The sequence below is a fragment of the Mucilaginibacter sp. BGA-UO-ETr-C110 genome, assembly GCF_059567985.1.
Genome location: NZ_JCAQPB010000002.1, coordinates 5,371,789 through 5,398,009 on the forward strand (window position 1 = coordinate 5,371,789; position 26,221 = coordinate 5,398,009).

Annotated in this window: 22 protein-coding genes and 2 tRNA genes; 10 read left to right on the top strand and 14 right to left on the bottom strand. The window is 40.9% G+C overall.

Annotation, left to right across the window (positions count from 1 at the left end; genetic code table 11):
* The first annotated feature begins 37 nt into the window (after positions 1-37).
* Positions 38-550, top strand: a complete 513-nt coding sequence (locus AC57BQ_RS23115; protein WP_496408509.1) for a gamma carbonic anhydrase family protein — start codon at positions 38-40, stop codon at positions 548-550.
* On the opposite strand, the gene AC57BQ_RS23120 is transcribed toward AC57BQ_RS23115, so the two are convergent.
* The 5 genes from AC57BQ_RS23120 to AC57BQ_RS23140 all read right to left on the bottom strand — a co-directional run bounded on the left by AC57BQ_RS23120 (position 540) and on the right by AC57BQ_RS23140 (position 7,090).
* The gene (locus AC57BQ_RS23120) at positions 540-2,192 is read right to left on the bottom strand and encodes an Ig-like domain-containing domain (protein WP_496408510.1); all 1,653 of its coding nucleotides are present in this window, start codon (positions 2,190-2,192) and stop codon (positions 540-542) included. The two genes, AC57BQ_RS23115 and AC57BQ_RS23120, sit on opposite strands and share 11 nt — an antisense overlap.
* Positions 2,193-2,307: 115 nt before the next feature.
* The gene (gene mnmG, locus AC57BQ_RS23125) at positions 2,308-4,170 is read right to left on the bottom strand and encodes a tRNA uridine-5-carboxymethylaminomethyl(34) synthesis enzyme MnmG (RefSeq protein WP_496408511.1); all 1,863 of its coding nucleotides are present in this window, start codon (positions 4,168-4,170) and stop codon (positions 2,308-2,310) included.
* 154 nt (positions 4,171-4,324) lie between these two features.
* Complete coding sequence (locus AC57BQ_RS23130; RefSeq protein WP_218128523.1) at positions 4,325-4,570, bottom strand: CBU_0592 family membrane protein; 246 nt, start codon at positions 4,568-4,570, stop codon at positions 4,325-4,327.
* Between the two features lies 1 nt (position 4,571).
* Positions 4,572-6,437, bottom strand: coding sequence for an ABC-F family ATP-binding cassette domain-containing protein (locus AC57BQ_RS23135; RefSeq protein ID WP_496408512.1), 1,866 nt, complete (start codon positions 6,435-6,437; stop codon positions 4,572-4,574).
* Positions 6,437-7,090, bottom strand: coding sequence for an oxidoreductase (locus tag AC57BQ_RS23140; protein ID WP_496408513.1), 654 nt, complete (start codon positions 7,088-7,090; stop codon positions 6,437-6,439). Before AC57BQ_RS23140 ends, AC57BQ_RS23135 begins: the two co-directional genes overlap by 1 nt.
* An 85-nt stretch (positions 7,091-7,175) precedes the next feature.
* Here AC57BQ_RS23140 and AC57BQ_RS23145 point away from each other — a divergent pair, with 85 nt between their 5' ends.
* The 4 genes from AC57BQ_RS23145 (at position 7,176) to AC57BQ_RS23160 (ending at position 10,334) form a co-directional block, all read left to right on the top strand.
* A complete protein-coding gene (locus AC57BQ_RS23145) occupies positions 7,176-7,886 on the top strand; it encodes a pirin family protein (protein ID WP_496408514.1) in 711 nt (236 codons plus the stop codon).
* 93 nt (positions 7,887-7,979) lie between these two features.
* Complete coding sequence (locus tag AC57BQ_RS23150) at positions 7,980-8,756, top strand: MlaE family ABC transporter permease (protein WP_090473723.1); 777 nt, start codon at positions 7,980-7,982, stop codon at positions 8,754-8,756.
* A gap of 1 nt (position 8,757) precedes the next feature.
* A complete protein-coding gene (locus tag AC57BQ_RS23155; protein ID WP_496408515.1) occupies positions 8,758-9,549 on the top strand; it encodes an ABC transporter ATP-binding protein in 792 nt (263 codons plus the stop codon).
* Positions 9,546-10,334 (top strand): MlaD family protein, encoded by a 789-nt coding sequence (locus AC57BQ_RS23160; protein WP_496408516.1) that lies wholly within the window; start codon positions 9,546-9,548, stop codon positions 10,332-10,334. Before AC57BQ_RS23155 ends, AC57BQ_RS23160 begins: the two co-directional genes overlap by 4 nt.
* A gap of 479 nt (positions 10,335-10,813) precedes the next feature.
* Here AC57BQ_RS23160 and AC57BQ_RS23165 read toward each other — a convergent pair whose 3' ends face one another.
* From AC57BQ_RS23165 to AC57BQ_RS23180, 4 genes are read right to left on the bottom strand one after another with little or no spacing between them, the layout of a single operon-like run.
* Positions 10,814-11,329 carry a glutathione peroxidase gene (locus AC57BQ_RS23165; protein WP_090473726.1) on the bottom strand — a complete coding sequence of 172 codons (516 nt, stop codon included), beginning with the start codon at positions 11,327-11,329 and terminating at the stop codon, positions 10,814-10,816.
* Between the two features lie 50 nt (positions 11,330-11,379).
* A complete protein-coding gene (gene ybeY, locus AC57BQ_RS23170) occupies positions 11,380-11,805 on the bottom strand; it encodes an rRNA maturation RNase YbeY (RefSeq protein ID WP_496408517.1) in 426 nt (141 codons plus the stop codon).
* Positions 11,805-12,230, bottom strand: a complete 426-nt coding sequence (locus AC57BQ_RS23175; RefSeq protein WP_496408518.1) for an ATP-binding protein — start codon at positions 12,228-12,230, stop codon at positions 11,805-11,807. The genes ybeY and AC57BQ_RS23175 overlap by 1 nt, the downstream gene beginning before the upstream one ends.
* Position 12,231: 1 nt before the next feature.
* Complete coding sequence (locus AC57BQ_RS23180; RefSeq protein ID WP_496408519.1) at positions 12,232-15,561, bottom strand: DUF4175 family protein; 3,330 nt, start codon at positions 15,559-15,561, stop codon at positions 12,232-12,234.
* Between the two features lie 318 nt (positions 15,562-15,879).
* Between AC57BQ_RS23180 and AC57BQ_RS23185 the strand changes: the two genes are divergently transcribed.
* The 3 genes from AC57BQ_RS23185 to AC57BQ_RS23195 all read left to right on the top strand — a co-directional run bounded on the left by AC57BQ_RS23185 (position 15,880) and on the right by AC57BQ_RS23195 (position 17,647).
* Positions 15,880-16,152, top strand: coding sequence for a DUF4242 domain-containing protein (locus tag AC57BQ_RS23185; RefSeq protein WP_090473730.1), 273 nt, complete (start codon positions 15,880-15,882; stop codon positions 16,150-16,152).
* 67 nt (positions 16,153-16,219) lie between these two features.
* Positions 16,220-16,293, top strand: a tRNA-Pro gene (locus AC57BQ_RS23190).
* Between the two features lie 154 nt (positions 16,294-16,447).
* Positions 16,448-17,647, top strand: a complete 1,200-nt coding sequence (locus AC57BQ_RS23195; RefSeq protein ID WP_496408520.1) for a PQQ-dependent sugar dehydrogenase — start codon at positions 16,448-16,450, stop codon at positions 17,645-17,647.
* Between the two features lie 90 nt (positions 17,648-17,737).
* Here the strand turns inward: AC57BQ_RS23195 and AC57BQ_RS23200 are convergent, their stop codons facing one another.
* Positions 17,738-19,342 (bottom strand): serine hydrolase domain-containing protein, encoded by a 1,605-nt coding sequence (locus tag AC57BQ_RS23200; RefSeq protein ID WP_496408521.1) that lies wholly within the window; start codon positions 19,340-19,342, stop codon positions 17,738-17,740.
* A 159-nt stretch (positions 19,343-19,501) separates the two neighbouring features.
* Between AC57BQ_RS23200 and AC57BQ_RS23205 the strand changes: the two genes are divergently transcribed.
* A tRNA-Pro gene (locus AC57BQ_RS23205) sits at positions 19,502-19,575 on the top strand.
* An 81-nt stretch (positions 19,576-19,656) separates the two neighbouring features.
* Here the strand turns inward: AC57BQ_RS23205 and AC57BQ_RS23210 are convergent.
* The 4 genes from AC57BQ_RS23210 to AC57BQ_RS23225 form a co-directional block, all read right to left on the bottom strand.
* Positions 19,657-20,184, bottom strand: a complete 528-nt coding sequence (locus AC57BQ_RS23210) for a hypothetical protein (protein ID WP_496408522.1) — start codon at positions 20,182-20,184, stop codon at positions 19,657-19,659.
* Positions 20,185-20,354: 170 nt separating this feature from the next.
* On the bottom strand, positions 20,355-20,912 hold the full coding sequence (locus AC57BQ_RS23215) for a histidine phosphatase family protein (protein WP_496408523.1): 558 nt from the start codon (positions 20,910-20,912) through the stop codon (positions 20,355-20,357).
* Between the two features lie 59 nt (positions 20,913-20,971).
* The gene (locus AC57BQ_RS23220; RefSeq protein ID WP_496408524.1) at positions 20,972-22,396 is read right to left on the bottom strand and encodes a hypothetical protein; all 1,425 of its coding nucleotides are present in this window, start codon (positions 22,394-22,396) and stop codon (positions 20,972-20,974) included.
* Positions 22,397-22,445: 49 nt separating this feature from the next.
* Complete coding sequence (locus AC57BQ_RS23225; RefSeq protein ID WP_496408525.1) at positions 22,446-25,274, bottom strand: TonB-dependent receptor; 2,829 nt, start codon at positions 25,272-25,274, stop codon at positions 22,446-22,448.
* A 335-nt stretch (positions 25,275-25,609) separates the two neighbouring features.
* Between AC57BQ_RS23225 and AC57BQ_RS23230 the strand changes: the two genes are divergently transcribed.
* Entirely contained in the window at positions 25,610-26,197 is a 588-nt protein-coding gene (locus AC57BQ_RS23230; protein ID WP_496408526.1) for an RNA polymerase sigma-70 factor, read from the top strand.
* The last annotated feature ends 24 nt before the right edge of the window (positions 26,198-26,221 follow it).

Consider the following 26,221-nt stretch of genomic DNA (forward strand, 5'->3'; position numbering starts at 1 on the left):
CAATAGTTCAATCATTCATTAATTCAATAATTAAACGATGCCCATTATACTGCCTGTAAAAGATAAAAGTCCAATTTGGGGCGAGGATTGTTTTATCGCGCCAAATGCCACGATTGTGGGTGATGTAGTAATGGGTAAAAATTGTTCGGTTTGGTTTAATGCTGTGATTCGGGGTGATGTACATTATATTAAAATAGGCGATAATACCAATATACAGGATGGAGCAGTGATACATGCCACTTATTTAAAAGCGGCTACCAATATAGGCAGTAACGTTTCTATAGGCCACAATGCTCTTGTGCATGGCTGTACGCTGCATGATCATTCATTGGTAGGCATGGGTGCCATAGTAATGGATCACGCTGTTGTAAACGAATTTGTGATCATTGCTGCTGGGGCAGTGGTATTGGAAAACACGATCTGTGAATCGGGATACTTGTATGCCGGTATCCCAGCCAAAAAGATAAAGCCTTTAACAGAGGAGCAAAAAGCGATGCTCAAACAGCTACCTAATAATTATATCATGTACTCCGGTTGGTTTAAGGAGTAATAGGTTCTTTAGGTACGGTAATAGCTTCTTCGGCTTCCCAGTTTGGTCTTAAGGATATTATTTTATCACTTACCCAAATATTTTCTGGCTGTTTTCTGAGGTGTACGTTTCCGCTATCCCATTTACCGTTTTTATTTTCATCATAAATAACGCGTAACAGATATTTACCTGTAATAATATTTTTATAAACGATAGATCCATTGCGCCTTATCGGATCACTTTGTAAAATCTTCTTTTGTTCGTTTAATAGTTCAACAACGTATGCTTTTGAAGTATCTGCCGGCAGCGTAACTTTCAGAGTGAGTGTACTGTAATTATCTGTTTTATCTATCTGAAACTTTTTTGGTATTCTCTTATTCTTATCGCCGTATATAGAGGTAAATGCAGCTTCGTTAAATATAATTTCGTATTTGCTGCCTTGTCGCCAACGATATTTTACAGTAATCTTTTTAAAATTCCCGGTATCCTTTTGTAAAGTAAGATCACTGGTAGCAACAGCAACAGAATCTTCATTAAGAGTAATGAGTGAATTATCAAAGTTTTCTATAGGTAAGCTGGCCGTCAATTTTAAATCAGTACCGGGCTTTAATAGGTTGTTGCCATTAATGTTATACTGAAAGGTTAAGGATCGCTGAAATGTTTCCTTTTTACCTTTTAAAAGAGAAGTGGAGTCAATAGGTTTACCATTATCAAATACTGCTACCCTGATAGAATCAAAATTCATATTCCGCAGGTAAACAGATGCCGTATCTTTTGTTTTACTAAAATCAACTTGTTTTTGTTTGTCGATGTCTGCAGGATAGATAACTTTTATGGAAGGATTGGTTAATGCCTTATTAAAAACAAAAAGCAATTTTCCGTCGGTATCAAAACGCTTTTCTGAAAACCTGAATTTTTCGGGAACTTGCTTAAAAAGATTTAACTGCACGTTTGAGGTATCAGATCTGAGATGGATGGGCTTTTTCAAGAAAGCTATTAATTCCTGGTCGTTATCAAATATCTTATTGGGTGATGCTTCTTTTAAGGCGTAGATCCGGTAATTGTCTTCGCGCAAATTATTTAAGCTAAAATTTCCGGAGGAATCTGTTGTTGCAAAAATACTTGGTTTCTTTTTCCCAAAAAGGAGCGAGTCCTGTTTTAATGGGAAAAGCATCACAGTTACATCTTTTTCTTTTTCCTGGGTTAAAGTATTAGTAACGCTACCTGCGATACTTAATGAGTCAATATGGGGACCGGTTGAGAAAACGTAAGTAAAATTTTTAAGAACGTTACTCTCGTTAACATCCTGGATGGATTTTCCAAAATTGATAACGTAAGTTGTATTTTTTTGAAGGGTGTCTTTCAATTTTATTTTTAGTATCCTTTTGCTTGAAGTATACTCGGGTTGTTTTTCCATCGTCGGGCTCATGCTTATTTCCTGGTACTGATTGGTGAGCTTAATAAACTCATCAAATTCGAGACTAATTTCTTTGGCGTTAAAATTCCGTGTTTTATTGGCCGGTATGGCCTTCACCAATTTTGGTGGAGTAAGGTCGCGCGGTCCTCCCTGGGGTGGTTGTTGTGCCGCGCAGCCAAATAGGAATAAAATAGCCAAAAAATAGAATGGAAAATTGTGAAAATTGACCCGTTTTTTATTTAACATGGTTTTTAGGCGATATAAGCGATTTTTATATTTTTATGACCTACAGTATTAAAAAATGAAAATAATTGATTTAAAACAATGTTTTATAACATGTTTATTATCAATAAGTTATAACTTATCTGGAGACATGAACCATCAAAACTGAAATATCAGACGGTGACACACCCGAAATCCGGGAAGCCTGACCTAAAGTGCGTGGTTTTATCTTCATCAGTTTTTCGCGTGCTTCTTTTGAAAGTGATACCAGGGTATGATAATCAAACTCAGGATTGATTTCCCTGTCTTCCATTTTTTTCATGCGGTCAACAATTTCCATTTCTTTTATAAAGTAACTCTCATATTTGATTTTTATTTCAGCCTGCTCAACAGTTTCTTTATCATAGGCTGATAATAATTCTGCCAATGGTTCATCAACTTTTTTAAGGTCATTAAAACCTACTTGCGGGCGGCTTAATAAATTAAAGAGTTTGGCACTTTGCGATAGGGGACTTGTACCCAAGTCGTCAAGTAAGGTATTCACATGTGATGGGTCTATTGATTTGCTCCTGGTGTATGCAACAATGTCATCAGAGTTTTTAACCTTTTGTTTTACCTTCTCTAGCCGTTCATCATTGATCAATCCGAGCTCATGACCCATAGGACTAAGCCTAATATCGGCGTTATCCTGGCGTAGTAACAAACGGTGTTCGGCCCTGGAGGTGAACATGCGGTATGGCTCTTCGGTGCCTTTGGTCACCAGGTCATCTATCAATACACCGATGTATGACTCTGATCTTTTCAGGATCAGCTCATGTTTATCGTTGATTTTTTGGTGTGCGTTTATACCTGCAATGAATCCTTGTGAGGCTGCTTCTTCATATCCGGTAGTACCATTGATCTGCCCTGCAAAGTACAGGTTACTGATCAATTTGGTCTCTAAAGTTAAACCTAACTGGGTAGGCGGGAAGTAATCATATTCGATAGCATAACCCGGGCGAAACATTTTGGCGTTCTCAAAACCTGGTATTTGGGTAAGCGCTTTGTATTGTACATCCTCTGGTAAGGAGGTTGAGAAACCATTTACATAGATCTCAATTGTGTTCAATCCCTCGGGTTCAACAAATATCTGGTGACGGTCGCGTTCGGCAAAACGGTTTATTTTATCTTCAATAGAAGGGCAATAACGTGGGCCTAAACCTTTGATTCTGCCGGTAAACATAGGCGATCTTTCAAAGCCTTCTTTTAATGTTTCGTGTACTTTGGTATTGGTATAAGTAATCCAGCAGCAGCGTTGTTCCTGGATCATATCAACATCGGTAAAGGAAAAGCGACCGCGTTCTTCATCACCCCATTGCTCTTCCATCAGGCTATAATTTAAGCTGCGACCATCAATACGGGGAGGAGTACCGGTCTTCATTCTACCAGAATCAAAACCTAAGGTAACCAGTTGTTCGGTTAAGCCAGTAGCTGATTTTTCACCAGATCTGCCACCACCAAATTTCTTTTCACCTATATGTATTACACCGTTTAAGAAGGTGCCGTTAGTGAGCACAACAGAGTCGGCTTCTATCTCTACACCTATGGAAGTACGTACCCCTTTGATGGTATTATCCTTTACTAAAAGAGAGGTAACAGTATCCTGCCAGAAGTCAACATTCGGTGTTCTTTCCAAAGCTAAACGCCATTCTTCGGCAAATCGCATACGATCACTTTGTGCCCGTGGGCTCCACATAGCAGGACCTTTTGACTGGTTCAGCATGCGAAATTGGATAGAAGTTTTGTCTGTAATAATACCTGAATAGCCACCTAAAGCATCTATCTCACGCACTATTTGTCCCTTGGCAACACCACCCATAGCAGGGTTACAACTCATCTGTGCTATTGTTCCCATATTCATGGTAATGAGCAATACAGACGACCCCAGGTTGGCAGCAGCAGCAGCAGCTTCACAGCCGGCGTGGCCTGCACCAACAACTATTACATTATATTTCTTAAACATTTTTACCTCCATGTTCCACGTGGAACATTATGATCTTATAGTCAATTATGCTTAAAATAAGCGATTTTGATGATCTTATTTAGTACTAATGTTCCACGTGGAACATTAAATTCTTTTAGTCTGATTCGAATAACAGAATACAAAATTATTCAATCTATACCGATGTTCCACGTGGAACCTTTAATAATGATATTAAAGCTACAAAGCCCCAAACACCTTCTAGTACAACAAATGGATAAAAACTAACCATGTATGAAGCATAACAGCAAGTGCCAGCACCTACAAAATTCATGAGCTTATATGTCTTGCTTTCGGCTGATAATTTGTTAAATAAATTTAGCAAAAAAGCGATCAAAAGTATGATCACACCTACAGAAGCAATAATATCTGACGTTTTCATGCTATGATTCGTTTAATTCGGTTAACTCCATCCAGCGCATGCTTTTAGCATCCAATTTCTTATTCAGAACGTCAATTTCAGCCAGTATCTCATTCAGCTTTACCGGAGCTATACCTGTAGTATTTAACTGCTCGGTTTTATCTTTTATCTGGATTTCTATAGCTTGTATTTCTGCTTCTGTTGTTTCCAGTTCTTTTGCTTCTTTAAAGCTTAATTTGCTTTTTTTAGGAGCAGGAGATGCAGTAGGCGCAACAGGGGCAGGCTTTTTAGCTTGTTGTTTTTCTTCTTCCAGATCAATGCGGTAAGATGAATAGTTGCCATTATAGATACGTACCTGACCGCCATCTTCCATAATGAATAGCTGATCGGTTAGTTTATCCAATAGATACCTATCGTGCGATACGATCATTAATACGCCTGTATAATTGGTTAAAAACTCTTCCAATACATTCAGGGTATCAATATCCAGGTCATTGGTAGGCTCATCCAGTATCAGGAAATTAGGATTCTTCATCAGGATGCTCATCAATTGCAACCGTTTCTTTTCGCCACCGCTTAGTTTGGATATAAAGCCATACTGTTTTGCGGGTGGAAACAGGAATAAAGTGAGCAGGGCAGAGGCTGAGATGGTTTTACCATCAGCCATGGTTATAAACTCAGCAACGTTTTTTACAATATCAATTACGCGTTCGTCTTCCTTAAACTTAATGCCCGACTGATGAAAATAGCCTAAAACGGTAGTTTCGCCTTTTATTACTGTTCCTTTGTCGGGTTGTAAGCCTCCGGTGATCAGGTTAAGCAATGTTGATTTTCCACTGCCGTTACGACCAGCTAAACCAATACGGTCACCTTTTTTAAATACATAGTTAAAGTCTTTAATAAAGGTATGGTTGTTGAATGATTTATAAAGGTGTTCCATCTCCATGATCTTGTTACCCTGACGTGCAGTTTTTACACTCAGTTCAACTTTTTCACGTATGCCGCCACTTTTAGTTTTCTCTTCCAGGTCATAATAGGCGTCGATGCGGGCTTTTGATTTTGTTCCGCGGGCCTGTGGCTGTCTGCGCATCCATTCCAGCTCCTTACGTAACAAATTGCTGTTTTTTTGGAAAGAGGCTTCGTCCGCTGCATCGCGTTCGGCTTTCTTTTCCAGATAATATCCATAGCTGCCATTATAGGGTTGTATTTTGCCCCGGTCTATCTCTAATATCTCGTTACATACATTATCCAGGAAATACCTGTCGTGTGTAACCATCAATATGGTTTTGTTGCCTTCGGTCAGTAATTTCTCCAGCCACTCTATAGTATCAATATCCAGGTGGTTGGTTGGCTCATCTAAAATATAAATGTCCGGGTCTTCAATCAACAGTTTAGCCAGGGCCAAACGTTTCTTTTGTCCGCCGGATAGGGTATTGATCTTTTGATTCAGGTGATGGATATCCAGCCTGCCTAAAATAGTTTTGATCTTGTACTCATATTCCCAGGCATCAACATCACTCATCTCCTCCATCACTTTTTCAATGGCCTTGGAATTGTCGGGCTCATTTTCCAGGAGCTCCTCATATTTACGGATCAGCTGTTGCTGCACGTCATCAGCATGAAAAATATAATCGCTAATGGTTACCGCGTCTTTAAAACCAGGGTCCTGTTCCAGGTAGCCCATGTTCAGGTCGCGGCTTTGAACCACCTTACCTTCAGTAGGTTTGAGGTGGCCCGCCAATAATTTAAGCAGGGTAGATTTGCCTGCGCCATTAACACCAACGAGCGCAACCCTGCGGCCACGGTTTATACCGATGGTTATATTTTTAAAAAGCCAGTTGTCATGAAACTGATGACCAAGATTCTCTGCCGAAATGTAAGTGCTCACTATAGTTGTTTTATTTTATCAGACTCGTATATAAATAAGCCTGTATCTGTTTTTATTGATTGTTTGTACATGGCAACGGCAACTGTTTTCGCCTGGATGCTTCTGTACTTTTTTAATCCTCCAAACAATAACGGATCTATTATTTTAAATAGTCCGATTACTATTTTTTCTTCCACCCGCTTTTCTCGCCTCTCACCAATTAATAGCGATGGGCGATAGATATGCAAAGCCGGGAAACCTACCTGCTGTATATCAGCTTCTGTTTCGCCTTTTATTTTAATGTAAAAAGTAGAAGACGCTTTATTGGCTCCTATGGAGGAAACCAGGTGATATTGTTCCACGCCGTTTTTATGCGCCAGTTGTGCCAGTATCAAGGGGTAATCATGATCAATTTTGCGATAAACAGCCCTATCAGGCGTTTTATGCCTGGTTGTGCCCAGGCAGCAAAATATAGCATGGCCTGTAAGCTGGTCAGCATAAGCCTCCAGCCGGTCAAAATCAATTACCAATTGGGTCAGTTTAGGATGCTGGATAGCTAATTCTTTTCTAACCAGAATTAAAACTTCATCATAAAAAGCTTCCTGGAGTAAAATATCTAATAAATTACTGCCAATTAGTCCGCTCGAACCTGCAATAATAGCCTTATTTGACATTGTCTGCACAATTTTTTGCAAAAATACGCATAAATAAATTGTGGAATAAAAATTGTGTGTTTAAACACATAAATAGGAGAACATCATGAAAACAATATTTTATCCCGAAAACGAACGTGGAAAAAATAACATTGGCTGGTTAAAAGCTAACTTTTCATTCAGCTTTGCATCATATTATGACCCAAACAAAGTTAATTTTGGTGTATTGCGGGTATTAAATGATGATATTATTGCCGGCGGTACGGGTTTTGGTACCCATCCTCACGATAACATGGAGATCATTACTATACCGCTGGAAGGAGGCTTGGAACATAAAGACAGTATGGGCAATACCGGTGTGATCCGTGCGGGTGAAGTACAGGTAATGTCTGCTGGAACAGGGGTTTATCATTCTGAATATAACGCCTCCCGTACAGAAGAGGCTAAAACCTTGCAGATATGGCTTTTCCCTAAAGAACGTGATATACAACCGCGCTATGATCAGAAGGATTTTAAAGGGATTTTTAAAACCAACCAGCTCACCACGCTGATATCGCCTGTAAAAACCACAGATACCCTTTGGTTAAACCAGGATGCCACTTTTAGCATGGGTGATTTTGAAGCAGGTACGAGTTTAAATTATGATATAAAAGCACCTGGAAATGGGGCTTATGTGTTTGTTATTGAAGGTTCTGTGAAAATAAACAGTACGGTTTTAAACAAAAGAGATGCCCTGGGTGTTTATGATACCAGTTCATTTACAATTGAACCCGAAGACTTTTCCCGTTTCCTGATCATTGATATACCAATGTCATAAACCTGCAAGCCGAACCTAAAGGTTAATTTTCTTGAACTGCAAAACAAATGGGTAGAACTTTGTTGTACCCCTGACAATTAGTTGACGTAACTTATGGCAGAACAAGCAATTACCGGATGGAGAAAGTGGGCTGAAGACATTGGCGAACAATGTGTTTTCTTTGCCCGTTTTTTCAGAAATATATTCGCCGGCGGTTTTGAATGGTCGGAGTTTGTGCGGCAATGTTATGAAATAGGTTACCGCTCCATGATGCTGGTGGGTATTACCTCCTTTATCATGGGGCTGGTTTTAATTGTACAGCTCAGGCCATCTATAGTAGCGCTTGGAGCCGAGAGTATGCTGCCCAAAACACTAGCTGTATCTTTTATTCGTGAGATAGGGCCCGTTATTACCGCTATTATCTGTGCGGGTAAAATAGCCTCAAGTATTGGAGCCGAGTTGGGCAGTATGAAGGTTAACGAGCAGATAGATGCCATGGAAGTATCTGGAGCCAACCCGCTGCAATACCTCGTTGTTACGCGAATTTTAGCAACCAGCCTTATGGTGCCCCTTCTGGCTGTTATTGGCGACGTGATAGGCTTGTTTGGGGGCTTCCTTGCCTTGAACATTACAGATAGTATCAGCCTTCCACTTTATTTTCATAAATGTATCGCCTCCCTTGACTTTTCCGACTTTTTACCGGCTGTGGTGAAGACTATATTTTTTGGCTTCGCGATTGGTTTTGTTGGCTGTTATAAAGGTTATCACTCTAACAAAGGTACCGAGAGCGTAGGTATAGCAGCCAATTCGGCTGTGGTTACTGCTTCCCTATGGATATTTGTTATTGATGCCATAGCCGTTCAGATTACCAGTTTGTTATTTTATAAATAAGATGAAAGCAACAAACGAAAATATTGATTCTAAAAAACCGGCATCAACCCCAAAAGATGAGGTGGTTATACATGCCAAAGGTATAAAAGTTGGATTCGTGGATAATGAGGTATTGAAAAACATCACCTTCGACCTGAAAAGAGGAGAGAATATGGTGGTTTTGGGAAAATCAGGTTCAGGAAAATCGGTAACCATACAATGTATTGTAGGCCTTCTAAAACCGGATGCAGGTGATTTGACAGTTTTTGGAGAAAATGTTGCCGAAATGAATGATGATGAGTTGAAACAGCTGCGAATGAAAATAGGCTTTTTGTTTCAGAGCGGCGCTTTATATGATTCGATGACCGTACGTGAGAACCTGGAATTTCCGTTAACCCGCGTATTAAAGCTTAATGACCAGCAAGAGATAGATAAACGGGTGGAGGAGGTGCTGGATGGTGTGGGTTTGCTGGATGCCATTGATAAATTACCATCAGACCTATCAGGCGGGATGCGCAAAAGAGTAGGCCTCGCCCGAACGCTTATTGTAAAACCCGAGATTATGCTGTATGATGAGCCAACTACCGGCCTTGACCCTATAACCTCGCGCGAGATCAGTGAGTTGATACTCAATATGCAAAAGAAATATAAAACATCATCTATCATTATCACACATGATATGGAATGTGCCAGGATAACGGCCGACCGCATTGTAATAATGGATGATGGCGAATATATAGCCGAAGGCTCCTATAAAGAGCTGCAAAAATCGGATAACAAAATTGTAAAGTCATTTTTTAGCGAAACGATATGAAAACCACATCATCACAAAAAATAAAAATTGGCCTGTTTGCCTTTGTCGGTCTTGCGGTATTGGTACTGGGGATCTTTTTTATTGGCAGTCGAAAAGGCTTGTTCAATTCCACCTTTAACGTGTATGGAACATTTAAAAATGTGAGTGGATTGCAAGTGGGTAATAATGTGCGCTTTGCAGGGATCAACGTAGGGGTGGTACAAGCCATTAACATTATAACCGATAGCTCGGTAAGGGTTGACCTTACGCTGAACAACAGCGTTAAAAAATTCATTAAAACAGATGCGAAAATAAGTATTGGGAGCGATGGACTGATGGGTGATAAACTGGTGGTGATAGCGCCGGGAGGTATAACAAGTCATGAAGAGGTACAACCAGGGGGGCGTTTAGGCTCTATAAACCCGGTTGATGTAGACAGAATAATAACCAAGCTAACCCGCGTTGCTGATAACGCAGAAGCGCTAACGACAGACCTTTCGCAGATAGTAGGAAAAATCAATAGTGGTAAGGGAAGCATCGGTAGGCTGCTGAATAATGATAATATGGCCAGAAACATGGAGAATACTGTTAAACAGGCACAAACCACCATGAAGAAGGTACATACTACCACTAATACCCTAAATGAAGACCTACAAGCCGCGCAGCATAATTTTTTACTACGGGGATTTTTTAATAAAAAGAAAAAGGCCGCTAAGGCAAAACAGGATTCCATCAAAAAAGTACAGGAACAGGCTCAAAAGGACAAGGAAAAAGCAACAAAAGAAAAGGACGATAAAGGAAACTAGCAAAAATGTTACCTGATGTTTTTGCAATAATTTTTCATAGCCAAACCAACTAAATACAACTATACAGAATAATATACACCGGGGCTATACATTAGCCCTAAAAAACAGGCACGCTCGGTGAACAAAATGAACAAAAAGCATCTGTACCATAAATCAAATTGACCTCCCTTGGTGTTGTGCCAGCTATGAATTGAAATTAAGCTGGTCATATTTATACAAATTGGATTTACATAATTCATGGTTTACAGTGTAAACCCACTTTTTGATGATAAAATAAATTAATTATTTGATTATCAGTAAATTATAATAGTGTAAACCATAAAAAGTGTAAACCATGTAAACCCAATTTTTGTTAATGGAGTCAATCCAACCCAAGGCTATACATCAATTCGTGATTGAATATCCGGATAGGTCAAAGAAAAAAGAGGCTGTATCATGATTCATGATACAGCCTCTTTTGCTTTTTTAAAAGCAATATCTTAGTTCAAATATTTAGTAATATCTGGTGATAATGGTGTGGTTTGCGACCTGAACCGATGTATCAGTTTACCATTTTCATCAATCAGGAATTTTTCAAAGTTCCATTTGATATCACCTGTAAAATCAGGGTTTGGTGCTGTAGTCAAGTATTGAAACAATGGATCAATATCCAGACCCAATACGCTAACTTTTCCGCTCATAGGGAAGGTTACCGAGAAGTTTTCTTTGCAAAAGGTTTTGATATCCTGATTGGTACCAGGTTCCTGACCACCAAAGTTATTAGCCGGGAAACCCACAACCACCAATTTGCCTTTGTATTGTTCAGAGAGTTTCTCCAGATCCGTATATTGCTTGGTAAAACCGCATTTAGAAGCCGTATTTACAATAAGCACTTTTTTGCCTTTGTATTTGGCCAGTGTAAAATCTTTACCGTCAATACTTTTCAGCTTAAACTCATACACGGATGAGGGCGCTGTAATAAAAAGGAAAGCGAATATTAAAGCAAGTAATTTCATGGTTTTTTATAATTGATGTTGAAACAAATTTTGTTGAGTAAAATTAACTATTAAAAAGTTCTTTTATTCAAATACTCATCTTCTTTTTGTGTCATTTTCTTCTTTGTAACAACAGTTTTATCTGTGTAGCCCAACAGATGTAAAACGCCATGGATAATTACACGGTGCAGCTCATCCGTTTCGGTGATGTTAAATTTGGCCGCGTTTTCACGTATGCGCTCAACCGAAATAAAAATGTCCCCTACGATGCCGCCCTCAACCTCCGAATTATCAAAGGTAATAATGTCGGTATAGGTGTCATGATCAAGGTATTGCTGGTTCATGGGTAGCAAATACGCGTCTGAACAAAAAACGTAGGTAAGCTCTTTTAATTTAAAACCCTCGGCGGTGATGGTATCTTTGATCCATTGACGCACAAGGGCTTTGTTTTTTAGTTTATAACTGATGTCTTCTTCAAAAAACTGAATAGCGGGCATTATATTTTAAAATGTAGTTCAATAGTATTGCCCGACGCATTAAAAATGCACTGATCGGCCAGATGCTTGATTATAAAAACGCCCCGCCCGGTTAAATTCTCCAGGTTTTCTGGAGCGGTTGGGTCGGCAAGGTTTGAATAATCAAAACCCGGACCCTCGTCGGTAACGGTCCATACAATGCGCTTGGGTTCCACCTCGGCGTTTATAATTACTTTTTTTGTTTCGTCGAGTTTATTACCATGAATAATGGCATTTATAGCGGCTTCGTTAAGGCAGGTCATCATATTAGCGAAGGTATCTTCGGCTACATGATACTTATCAGCAATTTCTTCAATCAGCTGCTCAAGCTGCGCTATGCTTTCCGTTTTTGACGGTAGCTGTAACGTAAACAATTCGCTGCTGGTATGAACATTTGCCTGTTCCATATTATTTGGCATTAAGTTGATCAAAGTAAGATTTTATTTTTTGTTTATAATACAAATTAAGTGCCGGAGACACAGTTTTTATTTGTTCCGTTTGTTTGCTCTTTTGTTGCTGGTATCCCTGCAGTGCTTTTATATAACCAGGTGGTATATCCTTACCGGCATGGCTTTCTCTTTGCTGATCCTGCTCACGTTCCTGCTCCGCCTTTTCAGCCTCCAATAACCGGCTCCGGATTTGCTCCTGTCTTTTTAACGCTTCATCTGTAATCTTCCTGTTTACGAGATCATGCTCAGTTTGTTCCATTTCTTTAGAAATTTTATCTAAATTTCCTAAACCACTTTTTCCGTCCTTGTTCTCATCCCGGTTTATCTGTTCAAGGGATTCCCTTATCATTTGCTGCTGGCGAGCCATCCGGGCTAATTGCTCGCTCATATTGCCTTTATTTCCCTGCTGGCTTTTACCCTGGTTGCCTTGTTGCTGCATCTGTTCGCGGGCCTTTTGCATGTTTTGATTCAATTGTTCCTGCATTTTTGCCAGTTGCGATACAGATTGCTTTTTACCCTTTCCTTTTCCGCCTTTATTCATCTGTTTTTGCAGCTGCTCCAGCGCTTCGCTCAGCATCAGGGCCAGATTATTCATCGCCGTCATGGCGTATTGCTGATGACGGTTGGCTTCGGCCGTGCGGCGGTCGCCCAGGTTGTCAAGGGCCTGATCAATATGATTGTTAATGCCACTGATCTCCTGGTTTACGGTCGATTGTATTTGCGGGATGCGCCTGCTGATGGCATAAAGGCTATCCTCGGCTGTTTTCAGGTTATCTTTAATGTCTTTTTGTTTTTGAGAGAGCGTAATATAAGAGGGGTCGGTAGGGTTGGTGCTTTTTAAAGTTTGCATCACCTTTTCCTGATCAAAAGAACTGTTCACCAGGTTTTTTAACAACTCGCGCAACTGCTGGGCATCAATGGCGTTTTCTTTGCTTTCACCCTCCTCATTATCCTGTGACAGCTTGCTTGCTAACTGCTGCATTTGTTTGGCGGCTTGTTTTTGTGATTTCGACGCGCCATCTTTATTGTTTTTTTGTAACTCGCCGGCGCTTTGATCCATTTGCTGGTCAATGCTTTGTGTTTCTTTTTCAGGGTTCTGAAAATCCTGTTTGTGGTCGGCTTGTTCGTTGGTTTTTTGCAGATCTTCCAGCCCCTTTTTAATGTCCTGAAAATCCTTTTTCAGGTTTTCCTGCTCCTGCTGCAATGCCTTTTGATCAGCACCCTGTTGTTTGGTTTTGTCAGATAGCTGTTGCTCCTTATTGGCCAGTTTATTCAACTGATCAACGCTTTGATTCAGCTTTTGATCAAACTCCAGCTTTTTGTAAAGCTCCAGCATGCGATCAAGCTCTTTTTTGAGCGATTTATTATCCATCTGCATTTTTGACAACTCATCGCGGGTAGCATCTTTTTGTTCCTGATCTAAAAGCTTTTGCAGGTTTTGCAGTAGTTCTTTTGTTTTTTGATCAAGCACATTATTAAACAGATCTTCAATTTGTTTTTGCTTCGCCAATAGCTCTTCGTTCTGCTGCTGGGTTTCTTTCCGGTTATACAGGTTTTTTTTGTTTTCGTCCTTTATTTCTTTCACCAAATCTTCCAGGTCGCGGCGTTTTTGCAACAGATCTTCTACCTGTTTTTTTTCATCAAAGGATAACGTGTTTTTATTCAGCAGTAATTGATTGAGTTTTTGTGAATCATGCTCAACCTGACCGGCTAATTTTATAGCCGACTCCATTTTTTGCTTTACCGCCTGGGTGCCGGCATTCAATTGCTCATTAATAGCTTTGGCATCGGGCAGGTTAAGCGTGCGTTCGGCGGTGCGGGCCCTTTTAGGTCCGTTTACACCATCGTTATCGGTAACCTCAAAAAAGTAACTTACACGAGCCCCCGGCGCTATACCCAACTCTTTCAAATTCCAGAAATAAAAGAAGTCTGACTGTGTTTGGTTCATCGCAGCATCAATTCGTTTGATAAACGTTTTTTGAGGCCCCTTATTATTAGCCGATTGTACACTATAATGGAAGCTCAGTGATGAAAAACCATGATCATCCTGGATCTTTCCATTGAAATATAAGGCGTTAATGCTTACCGAATCAGATTTTTCCTGCACGGTAATAGCCGGAGGTTCGTCAGTAATTACATTGATATGATAAGCAGAAGAGTCGCTGTGATTAACCAGCGGATTTATAGGATTAAGTTTATAAATGGCGCTTTTAAAGATCTTTTCGTTATACTCAAACAGATCGGCTCCCATTGATTTGGCGTTATGTTTAAGTCCATTTAAATAAAACTGCAATCCCGAAGCATGTTGAGTGTGTAGGAGCCAATTAACCACAGTGCCTTCCGGAATCACCAGATCGCCGGCATTCAGCAGTTTCTCGTTTTTTTTATGCAAATAGGCGGGATAGTTCAATTCCACATCAAAATGCAGCAGGGCCGGTTTCTGGTTTACCCGTATCTCATAAGGGGCCGAAGCGAAACCATTTCCCAACAGCCGGAACTTTGTATTTTGTTGCAGATTGCTGAACAGGTAATGAAACTTGCTGATATTTTCTTTATCGACCTTAAAAGTATTGTTAGCTGTTTCTATATAAACATCGGCAGGTAGCCTGTCACCGTCTAGTTTAAGATCAAGTTTAAGGTCATCGCCCTGTACTACGGACAGGGTTTTGTTCAGGACGTTAAAACGAAAGGGGGCTATCGGGGCAAAGTATTCATTATGTCTGATGAGTCGTTTGGTGCTTTCTGTAAGTATAGATGGAGCGGCAAAAGCGAGCACAATGATCACCGCTGCCGGAGCCAATACCCATTTTAAGTATTTACTATTTTCGCGGATATTGATGGCCGATGGAAAGCTGACCGGTTTTAGGGCCTCGATCTTTTGATCAATACTGGCTTCAATAAGGGCACGGTGTTTTTCGTCGGCAGCAGCCAGTTTTTTAAGTTGCAGGGTGTTTAACAACTTGTCATTAACATCATGAAAGTGTTTACCGATGATTTCGGCCGCTTGGTCATGAGTTAATGAATGGCCTAATTTGAGCCATGACAGGAATGGCGGTAAAATGAGCCAGCACACCAGGCCAATGTTGAGCAGGATAAAAAAATAAAACAAGATGCTGCGGAAAACGACATTAAAATTGCCAAAATATTCGCTCAGGGTAATGACTACATAGGCGGTAAACAGACCGGCGCCCAGGAATATCAGACCACGCAAAAAATTATTGAAATAGTACTTCCGGATAAAGATGTTGATCTTATCGATGAGTACTTCATAATTTTCAGCAGAATTCATATACCGTTGCTAAAATTCCCAAACACAATATTAAACGAAAAAAAAGAACAATATATATAATACCACAATTAAGTTAGTACCAGAAGGGATAATAAACAATATGAATAATTTAAATTCGAGCGACTGCCTAAGAATGAGGCCCTTTTGTAAAGTACTGCCTTGTTCCAAGCCGCAAGGCATTTGATTTTGTGTTTATATTGTTTGATATGTGTTAAATCATAACCCAATAATAAATATGAATGTATCTGCTTAATTATCAGCATTGTAATTGTTATTAAAGTTTGTAAATTACTTAAACAAAAAATCAATTAAAACCATATGCCAAAGTATGTTATTGAAAGAGAAATTCCAGGAGCTGGAAGTCTTTCAGATGAACAATTAAAAGCCATTTCGCAAACTTCTTGTGGGGTATTAAGTAAAATGGGACCGCAAATACAGTGGGTTAATAGCTATGTTACTACCGATAAGATATATTGTGTTTATATAGCACCCAATGAGGAGATGATCAGGGAACATGCCAGCCAGGGCGGCTTTCCTGCAAATTCAATCAGTGAGATATCAAGGATCATAGACCCAACAACAGCGGAATAAAACCAGAATAAGGTTATTATAGATTTTGGATTTAAAAATCATAGTATATATTTGCACCCCAATCATTCGGGATGTAGCGTAGCCCGGTATCGCGCCACATTTGGGATGTGGAGGCCGCAGGTTCGAATCCTGCCATCCCGACGAAAGCGATACCAAGAATGACAAAAGCCTACAAAATAAATTTTTGTAGGCTTTTGTGTTGTTTTGAACAATTATTAACTGTAAAAAACCTGTTGTAATTAAACATCTTGCCAATAACGTTGTAACTTACTTTGCATTAACCCAAAATCGTATTATGTTTTCAAAATTTCATACGCCATTAATTTTAGGCACCCTTTTGTTATGTGTAGCCACAACCGCTATTGCACAAACCGGCGAGCCGGTAGAAAAAAATAAAGCCAATAGTAATTACAAACCAGCCTTTGCCGGACAAACGCGCATTGGAAGCGTTAAAACTAAAACCCCGTACACGGTTACAATAATCAGCACCGAATTAAAGGGCCCATGGGGCATCCATGTTTTACCCGATGGTCGCTTGTTGATCAGTAGTAAACCTGGAACTATGCAGATAGTAAAGACCGATGGTAAAATCGATAAAACCATCACCGGTTTCCCCGAGGTACAATTTGCCGGTCAGGGAGGTTTGCTTGATGTAAACATCGACCCGGATTTTATAAAAAACCGCATGGTTTACTGGACCTATGCCCAGCCGGGTGATGGAGCTACTCTGGCGGTAGCTAAAGGTAAATTATCGGCCGATGAAACCAAACTTGAAAATGTGAAGGTGATATTTGAAGCTACACCACGGTACAAAGGCGCCGGCCAGTTTGGCTCGCGTTTATTGTTTGATAAACAGGGAAATATTTTTGTAAGTACCGGCGATCGGATGGCCGATGATATACGCGTGAAGGCGCAGGACCTAAGCGCCACCACAGGTAAGATCATTCATATCACCAAAGAAGGTAAACCGGTTGCTGGTAACCCGTTTATTGGCAAAGCTGATGCTAAACCCGAAATATATGCCCTGGGTTTTCGTAACCCGGATGGTTTTTCCATAGACCCGGTTACTGGTGGCCTTTGGGAGGCAGAGTTTGGTCCCCGTGGAGGAGACGAGATCAATTTGATCAAACCCGGTGGTAATTATGGCTGGCCATACGTTACCTATGGCATCGAATATAGCGGACAAAAAGTCTACGATGGCATTCAGCAAAAAAAAGGAACGATACAACCGGTTTACTATTGGGATCCGGTTATTTCGCCCGGCTGCATGATGTTTTATACCGGTAATATTGCCGAGTGGAAAAACAACCTGTTTGTAGGAGCACTGAGCGGGCAACACATCATTCGCCTGGTAATTAAAAATGACAAAGTAGTAGGCGAAGAACGTTTGCTGGCTGATAAAAACGAACGCTGGCGCTGCATGGCTACCGGTAAAGACGGTGCTATTTACGCCGCAACTGATGGTGGTAAACTATATAAGATAGCTAAGCGATAATATTATAATTGCGATATGGAAAACGCGCCAGGGCCTTGCCCCGGCGCGTTTATTTTTTAAAACACTTTTCAATCCGGAGGTAACGCAATTTTATTTAACCAATTCTCCGTGTAACACTAACTTATTTTGTCCATAGTTAAAGCTATACTCCACATCGGCATTTAATTGCTGGTCGTTGAAATGGCAAGTGATGGTTTCCGTATGCGGGCTTTCAATATAGCGTAGTTTTAATTGCAATGTCTGATCGTCATTCCAGCCATAACTGCCCTCCACTTTGTAAGGTACCAATAATGAAAAATCTTCCCTGGCTCCGGTAACCAATCCAGGGCCCTGCATATCCGTTTTGCCCGGCAACCATTTGCCGGTTTCAAAATTAAGCGCATAACTGGCCGAATCCTTTTTCAGGGTCACATGGCAAACATTATTGGTTATGTTAAAAGCAATTGAACTGATATGCAGTGCATTTGGCTGAATAGAAAATGTTTTGGTGAAGGTGCTGTTTGTATGGTTGCTGGTATTAGCCGCCGGTGGTAAACTTAAAGCTGCTAAATGTTTTTCGAGCTTAACATCATTAGCCTTGTTAAGTGGCAATGCTTTTGGGTGCATGGCCGGCAGTAAATATTTCCATATCAGGTTAAGTTCCCCCTGCATGTCGCTTGTTTCCGAAGTGATCGCGATTACAGCATCCTGATCGGGCATCACAATAATGTACTGTCCGAAAGCTCCGTCGGCCCTGAATGCGTTATGGCGGCAACGCCAAAACTGATAACAGTAACCCTGCATCCAGTCGCTAGAGTCTTTTTTACTTTGGGCAATGCCTGGCGCCTGGTCAATTTTAAAGGTAGTAGCTTCTTCGATCCATTCTTTAGGCAATAATTGTTTTCCCTTCCATACACCTTTTTGCAGGTAAAACTGCCCCAGTTTAGCCAGATCTTCGGTTTTTACACGCAAGCCCCAGCCACCGGTGTTAATACCTTGCTTATTAATTTCCCAGTCCATATCCTTTATTCCCAATGGATCAAAGAGACGAGGTTTAAGGTAATCAACTTCTTTTTGCCCGGTTACTTTTTGTACAATGGCCGATAGCATAAATGTAGCCATTGAATTGTACAAAAACTGACTGCCGGGTTTATGCGCTATAGGCAATGCCAGGAAAGCTTTTATCCAATTGTCCTCTTTGGATGCAACAGCAAAAGTAGGATCAACAGCCTGGCCAACACTCATGGTTAAAAGATCTTTTACGGTAAGTGCTGCAAGGTAGGGCTTTATGGTATCCGGCAAACCGCCAGGGAAAAAAGAGACTACTTTATCATTTACCGACAAGCGTTTTTCACTAACGGCAAAGCCAATGGCTGTAGAAGTAAAGCTTTTGCTGCAACTGTACAGGCTATGCCTTAGCGTTGACTGATAGGGGTTCCACCAGCCCTGTGCTATTACTTTACCATGCCGCAAAAACATAAAACTATGAAACTCATGTTTACTTTGTGCCGCCACGTTCAGAAAACTATCGATCCCCGCTGCTGAAACGCCTTCTGCCTCGGGTGTGCTGATGGGGAATGAGCTTATTTTTTGAGCGTGAAGAGTGCTGCCGAAAAACAAAAAGCATAAAACTACGGCAAACAACAACTTTTTGCATGATCCCGACCATAATCTCCCGGTAATCTGCACTGGTGGCGGTATACGATGAGTAAGCATTCCGATAATTTTAAGGGTTTATAATTAAAACTAAAAATAAGCTTTTTAGGGGATAATAAGTCCTTGTAAATGAAGTCATGCTTATGGAGTTAGCGCAACTTTTCTGCAAATCATTTTGAGATAAGTGTCTACTTATTATATTTGCCTTTCCAACTATTTCGGGATGTAGCGTAGCCCGGTATCGCGCCAGCATGGGGTGCTGGAGGTCGTGGGTTCGAATCCCGCCATCCCGACGAAGAGAAAAGCCTTGATTGTTAAAAACAACCAAGGCTTTTTTGTTATTTTCTATTTGTAAGACAGATCTGGCGTTTAACTTATTTAGAACCGCCAAATAAACCGGTCAGCTTTCCTAATATACCGCCGCCGCTTCCTTCTGCATTGTCAGCACCGCCTCCGTGAAAAAGATTAAGCGCATCGCTTATATCAAATTTCCCGTCGGCCCCACCTAATGAACCTAAAATGCTTTGAATATTAAAAGAGCTATCGCCGGCATCATTTGTTTTGTTGGCCAGTTGGCCTAAAACCTGAGGTATCAGGCTGCTTGCTGTTGATTGGGCCGCCTCGCCGTCAACTCCATAATTATTTTGCAGTTTACCGCTAAATTGTTGTATAATTTGACTCACAATAGGATTACTGGTCAAATCGCCACCACCACCTTTAAGCAGGTCCAGAACACCCGACAGGCCACCTCCACCCGATGAGGCGTGGCTGCCTAATACATCCATTATCGATGAGGAAGCGTCCTGTACGGCGGCTTCGTTGTGTTCATTCGGAATTTGAGGGTTATTGGTAATCGCATCTCCTGCATTTTGTGTCACCAATTGAAGTAGGTTCTCTAACATGTTTTTCTGTTTTTAAGGATATAATTGATTTATAATATATGCTGTGACAAAAGGAAGGTACATAAAGATACATAACCCATCTTTATCAAAAAAGAAAAAAGAGGGGGAACGCAAAATCTTTATCAATAAAAGTTGATAAGAGCAAGCGGGATCCCTAAAGAGCTGGAAATTTAAAAACGGCAATCAGCGGAGGGCTGTATATTTTCTTTATCAAAGGAAATAGTGGCAATTCCGTTTTTGAATGTCACCACCCAAATACTGTCATAATCATCATCGGGCCATTTGAGGTCAGCTTCTTTTACGCCTAAGGCTCTTACAATAGGCACAATATTGTTATGTTCCCAAACCACCAGGGTAGTTCCGGTCCTGCTTTTAAGATCCGCGGCCATTCCTAATGAATCCTTCTCTTGTCGACTGCTGTTAATCGTCAGGTTATACTTTGCTGCTAAGGGAACAATAGTTTGAAACATCCGGGAATGTTTGGTAGCTTCTCCCAAACCCATAGCAGGTACGAAAAGATAAGCGGGGACTCCAAATTTAGCCTTGATAACAGCCGGAAGCTTTAAGGATCTGTTCACTCCCTGGCAGGTGAGGTTATCACCCTTTACAGGTTTTTCGGCATGGCGTATGAATATGATCTTTAAGTCAGGCGATTGAGCAGCAGTGGTTGATGCCATAAACCATACGCAAACCAACAGCAGGGTACTGCTTTTAATAAGTAATTTCATTTGATGATGGGATTATAAAGGGATAGCTGAGCTAATTCAGCTATCCCCGGCAGTTAAAATTAGTGTTGATTGCCTGTACCGTTTAGCTGGTAGCAGCCCAGATCAGCACCCGGAGGGGTAGGATCAGAGAGTCCGTAAATTTTATCCAGTGGAACCGCGATCAGTGGTTTTATACTGGTGTTACCTTTTCCAATTAGTGGCGAACTTGCCTGCAAATGGAAATTAAAATTTCCAACGGCGCTATATTGTGAAAGAGCATGACCTGTTGTTGGTAAGGGAAAATTCAAAAACGCTGGATTGTTTTTCTGAACCACATCGCTGCCATCATAAATAGACCCTAACTGGTAATTAGCAGGTAGATATTTTGTTGAGGTTGTGATGGATGGAATATCGGTAGTTTGAGGCTGGGTAATATAACCAACCGGATAAAATTGATTAGCCACACTTAATGAATCGGCCCATTGATAGTTATTGCCGTAAGAAAGATGTGCCACATCGGCAACCGGATTGCCGACTACCCGGTACCCAAACCGGCAGTTGATAGCTACGTTATTGTAATACATACCAGCAGCGCCTTCCTCATAATTGATACAACCACCACGACCGCTTTGTTGTTGCCGGTATCCCCCGCTTACAAAAGTGTTATTATACATCACCAGGTTAGTTTGCGGTGCGCCGATCGCCTGCCCTTTATTAGACGCCTTTTGGCCGTTAGTAGCCGTACCTAAAAAAAGATTATAGGCCATAGTGCCTACTGTACCACCTTTGGCATTTAAACAATCACCACCATTGGCACCGTTCTTTTCAAAGGTGCTGCGGAAAATAGCAACTTTACCTGCCGATATGCGGATAGGATCATCTACGCCACCGTACAACCAGGAATCTTCCATGATAAAACTCCCTTTATAGTTGGCAAATAAAATACTGTATTGGTTGCCGGAGCCTGCACTGGCAAGCTTAGATGTTGCGTCGCCCTCGGTTAGCCCTGCGTATTCCACATGTGTCCAGCGTAATACCATCAGGTTGCAGGTTGGGCCGCCAATAATACCTTTCCATTTGCCGGAGTAAGCAGGATCTGCAGTGGGGGCAACGCCACCCGGTGCATCATTTTTGGTTATTCCGGGGATGGTTATCCAGTTAGGCTGATTTTTGGAACCGTTGCTAACCAAAGTACCCAACACAATAAGGCTACTGCCGGCGCCCATATTTAAAGTTACGCCGGGTTGCATCAATAAGGTATCTAAAGGATTAATAACCAGGTCGCAGCCTGCTTGTACGGTGTAAGTTTTACCGCTGAGCATAGTGCCTTTTACCGGACTAACCGTACTGCCGCCACTGCAGGAAAGCGGGGCTTTATCACTTACCGGGTTAGCTGCAGGCGGGGTATAGTTGTAAATCTCGGTATGTTCGCCTTTCCATTTTTGACAGCCGGAGACTGATGCAAATAATATCAGGGAAATGATGGGGATTATATATTTTTTCATCGTTATAGTTATTGATTGGTTTATAGTACTCATGGGTGCTTAGGGGTTGTTAGAATTTATATCTGAAACCTCCAAGAAATAGCGTTTTGTAGTAATCGCTTTGCACTAAAGTTTGTGCCGCTATATCTTGTTTGCCCAAAAACTCCTGCAACTGCGACTTGATTTTATCATGCGGATATTTCAGATATATCTTGGCGGCGGCATTGGTAATGTTATTGACCTTGCCATAAAGAGAGAAGTGTTTAAACAATGTTTTTTCAAAAGAAAAATCTAACTGTCCATAAGCGTGCTGGTAAAAGTCAAGATTGGCATATGCAGATACCTGGGCAAGGCGTTCGCCGGTATACACAAAAGCCAGCTGCATATCTAAGCCCAGTTTGGCGCTTTTAAATAATACAGATGCGTTGCCCACATGATTGGCCTGACCCTGTAACGGGCGTGTTTCATCTATAATGCTGTTCATCGGCTGGCCATTAGTACCTGTTGGAGCATACAGGAGCTTAGGTGTAGTAACACGGGAGTGGGTATAAGTATAATTAGCAGAAAATCCAATCACACCAAAAAACTTGGTTGCCAGTGCTTCAAAACCGTAATTGATAGCATTACCCGGGTCATTTTGCGGTTGGATAAGCAGGTCGCTTGGCCCAGAGCCACGAACTACATAATATTCGATAGGGTTATAGATCTTTTTATAGAAAGAACCTAATAATAATTGATCTGAGCCACCAGGGAAAAACTCATATCTCAGATCATAATTATCAGCCGTAATATGCTTTAAATTCGGGTTTCCTTCCTCTTTATAGTACTCTCCGTCTATTTGATAAGGCACCTGTTCACCAAAGCCTGGGCGACTGATGGATGCAAAGTATGATGCCCGGATATTCTGCTCATCAGTTAACGCGTATTTTAGGTGAACGCTTGGCAAAACATCAGTGTAAATATATTTTGCGCTTCGGGCAGATACGGTAATAGGCGATTGGGTAAGGTAGGAGAGATTAGTATTTTCGATCCGGACGCCACCTAAAACCTGTAGTTTAGGTAACAGATCAAATTTAGCCTGCAGATACTCCGCGTTATCGTTTTCGGTTATATGATAATTGTTTGATAAATTGGTATTACTATTACCGGTACCATCAATAGGTGACGATATGGTAAATGGAATGGAATTAAAATTATTGTTATACAGCGTTGAGCCCCCTTTTAAAGTATATTCCATGTAATAGGCATCCCTTATTTTGTGACGGAATAAACCTCCAGTGGAAAACTCAACAACCTTCCCGGCAATTTTAGGGGTATAGATCAGGTTGGCATAACCGCTTATATCCTGATCTTTGTTGTTTTCCCAATGGTGAGTTAATACGGTATTATTATCATATTCATTAGTTACCGCGCCTGCGCTATTGAGGGCCTTATTGGCATCGTAGGAGAACTCAGTTCTGTCGGGCATATTGCGGGTAGCCCTGGAATAAACACCATCCCAGTTAAATTTCCATTCATCACCAAATAAATGCTCGCCGTGCAGCGTGGAATTATAAATGGTTTGCTGGGTTAAGGTGCTTCTGTTTGATAGTGTGATCTGCTTGCTAAAAGCGGTCGAGTTTAAGCCTAAACCCAAAGTATCTGATGACAGGCGCGACTCGTATTCGTTTTGGTGGATATACAAGTTGTATAAGGAGATCTTGTTTTTATCATTAATAACGTAGTCAATTTTATTATGGATCCCTAAGCGCTGTGTTTGAGTAGAATAGGTACGGTCATAAGAATCGGAAAATTGAGGGCTGTTTGGTAAAGGCTGAAAATCTGGTTGGGCATTAGGTATTAACCGTTTAGAATTGGAACCCCTGTAAATGTTCTGATAACTGGCCGAAACAATTACGCCCAGTTTATTATTCAGAAAACGGTCGCCAATGGTTAAACCTGCGGTTGAACTAAATGGGGTCGACATGTTTTTATCACTGGTGATGGCTTTATTATTAAAATCACTATAAGTTGCCGCATAGCTATTACCATTAATGCTTGCCGGCGATTGCCTGTTAAGCGATGGGCCAAACGCCACGAATGGTCTGTTAGATGAGAATAAACTTGAAAAACCACCAGATATATTAGCGCTAAGCACAAACTGGTTAGGCGCACTTTTCATGACCAAATTCATGACCCCACCAATGGCATCACCCTCCATACTGGGTGTAAGGGCTTTAATTACCTCCAACCGGTCAAGCATTTCTGATGGGAATATATCCATGGGCACAAAACGATACGCGGGATCGGGGCTGGGGATCTTGATGCCGTTTACCAGTGTGGAGTTATAGCGTTGCTCCATACCGCGTATGATGGCATAGCGCCCTTCGCCGCTGGGCGAGCGCAGTATGCTTACCCCACTTACGCGTTGTAAAGCATTGGCCACGGTTACATCGGGTAAAAGCTTGATGGTGTTGGCCGAAAGAATATTTTGGATCATGCTGGCATTTTTCTCGATGCCCCGCGCTGCCCTATCTGTTTCTTTATTACCCTGGCCGGTAATTTTAACCTCGGCCACCTGTGTACTTGCATCCTGCAGATCAATATTGATGACCTTTATTTCGTCAGTGGAGTTAATGCTTCCCTCATAAACCTGCGAAGATTTATAGCCAATATAATTTACCTGTATTTTATAAGGCCCTGTACGTACATTTTTAAAAATATAAGCTCCGTTTAAGTTTACGGGAGCTATTTTGTTTACACCTTGTTGTGTTAAATGTACTGTTGCGCCGGCCAGAGGCTCGCCGGTTTTATAATCATCAACTTTACCTTTTATAGTCTGCGCAACAGACGAAAAGGCAAACAGGATGATTAAAGAAGAAAACAACAATAACCTGTTAAGGAAGTAGGAGTGTTTCATGGACTACGGATTTTTGATTTTCCGCAAAGAAACCCGTTGAATACTGGAGAAAAACTGAATAATCAAGCCCAAACAGATTCAATAACCGAAACTTAACACAGGCTTAATTTTCCGAATTAAATAGTTCCGATATGTCCGCTTATGTCGGTACATACTTAGTGGAGCTAAACCATTCCGGAATCGTGGTTAGGCGGCCATCCTTAATGAATTTGTAAATTGGAGTTAGTATTTAGTCAATATAGTTTATTTCTGAGGCTTTTTTCAACCCTAAATTAGGTTTAACCAATTACCAGCATTTCTCCACCATAAATGCAACTGTTCAAACCTGATTATACATGTTAAATATTGATGTTAAAGAGCTATTATTAAAAATAGCGCGTGATAATGATCTTGCAGCATTTCAAAAGATCTACTTTTTGTACTATGAGCGCCTATTGAAACTGGCAAGCTCTTTTGTAAAACAAACAGAAGTAGCCGAAGAAATTGTTGATGATGTATTTGTAAAGGTGTGGGCAAACCGCATTAAATTAAGCGAAGTGAATAATTTAACAGTTTACTTGTATGTCGCTATAAAAAATCAGTCGCTTAACTATAATCAGGCAAATCGTATCGTATGTGTTGATATTGAATCGGTTGAGTTTGAATTGAAGGATCTCAATAGCTCTGTTGAAGACGTCCTGATCACAGCCGAATTGGCCAAAGTTATTAATAGTGCCATACAACGCTTACCCGAACAATGTAAAATGGTATTTAAACTGGTTAAGGAAGACCACTTGAAATACCGGAGCGTTGCAGAGATACTGAATATATCGCCTAAAACGGTAGAATATCATATGGGCAACGCCCTTAAAACTATAGCGGCAGCAATTTCAGCTTCGCCCGATCATCATAAAAGGTTCTTCAAAAAGGCATCTGCCAATTAATTTCAATTTTTCACTGGGGTGTTT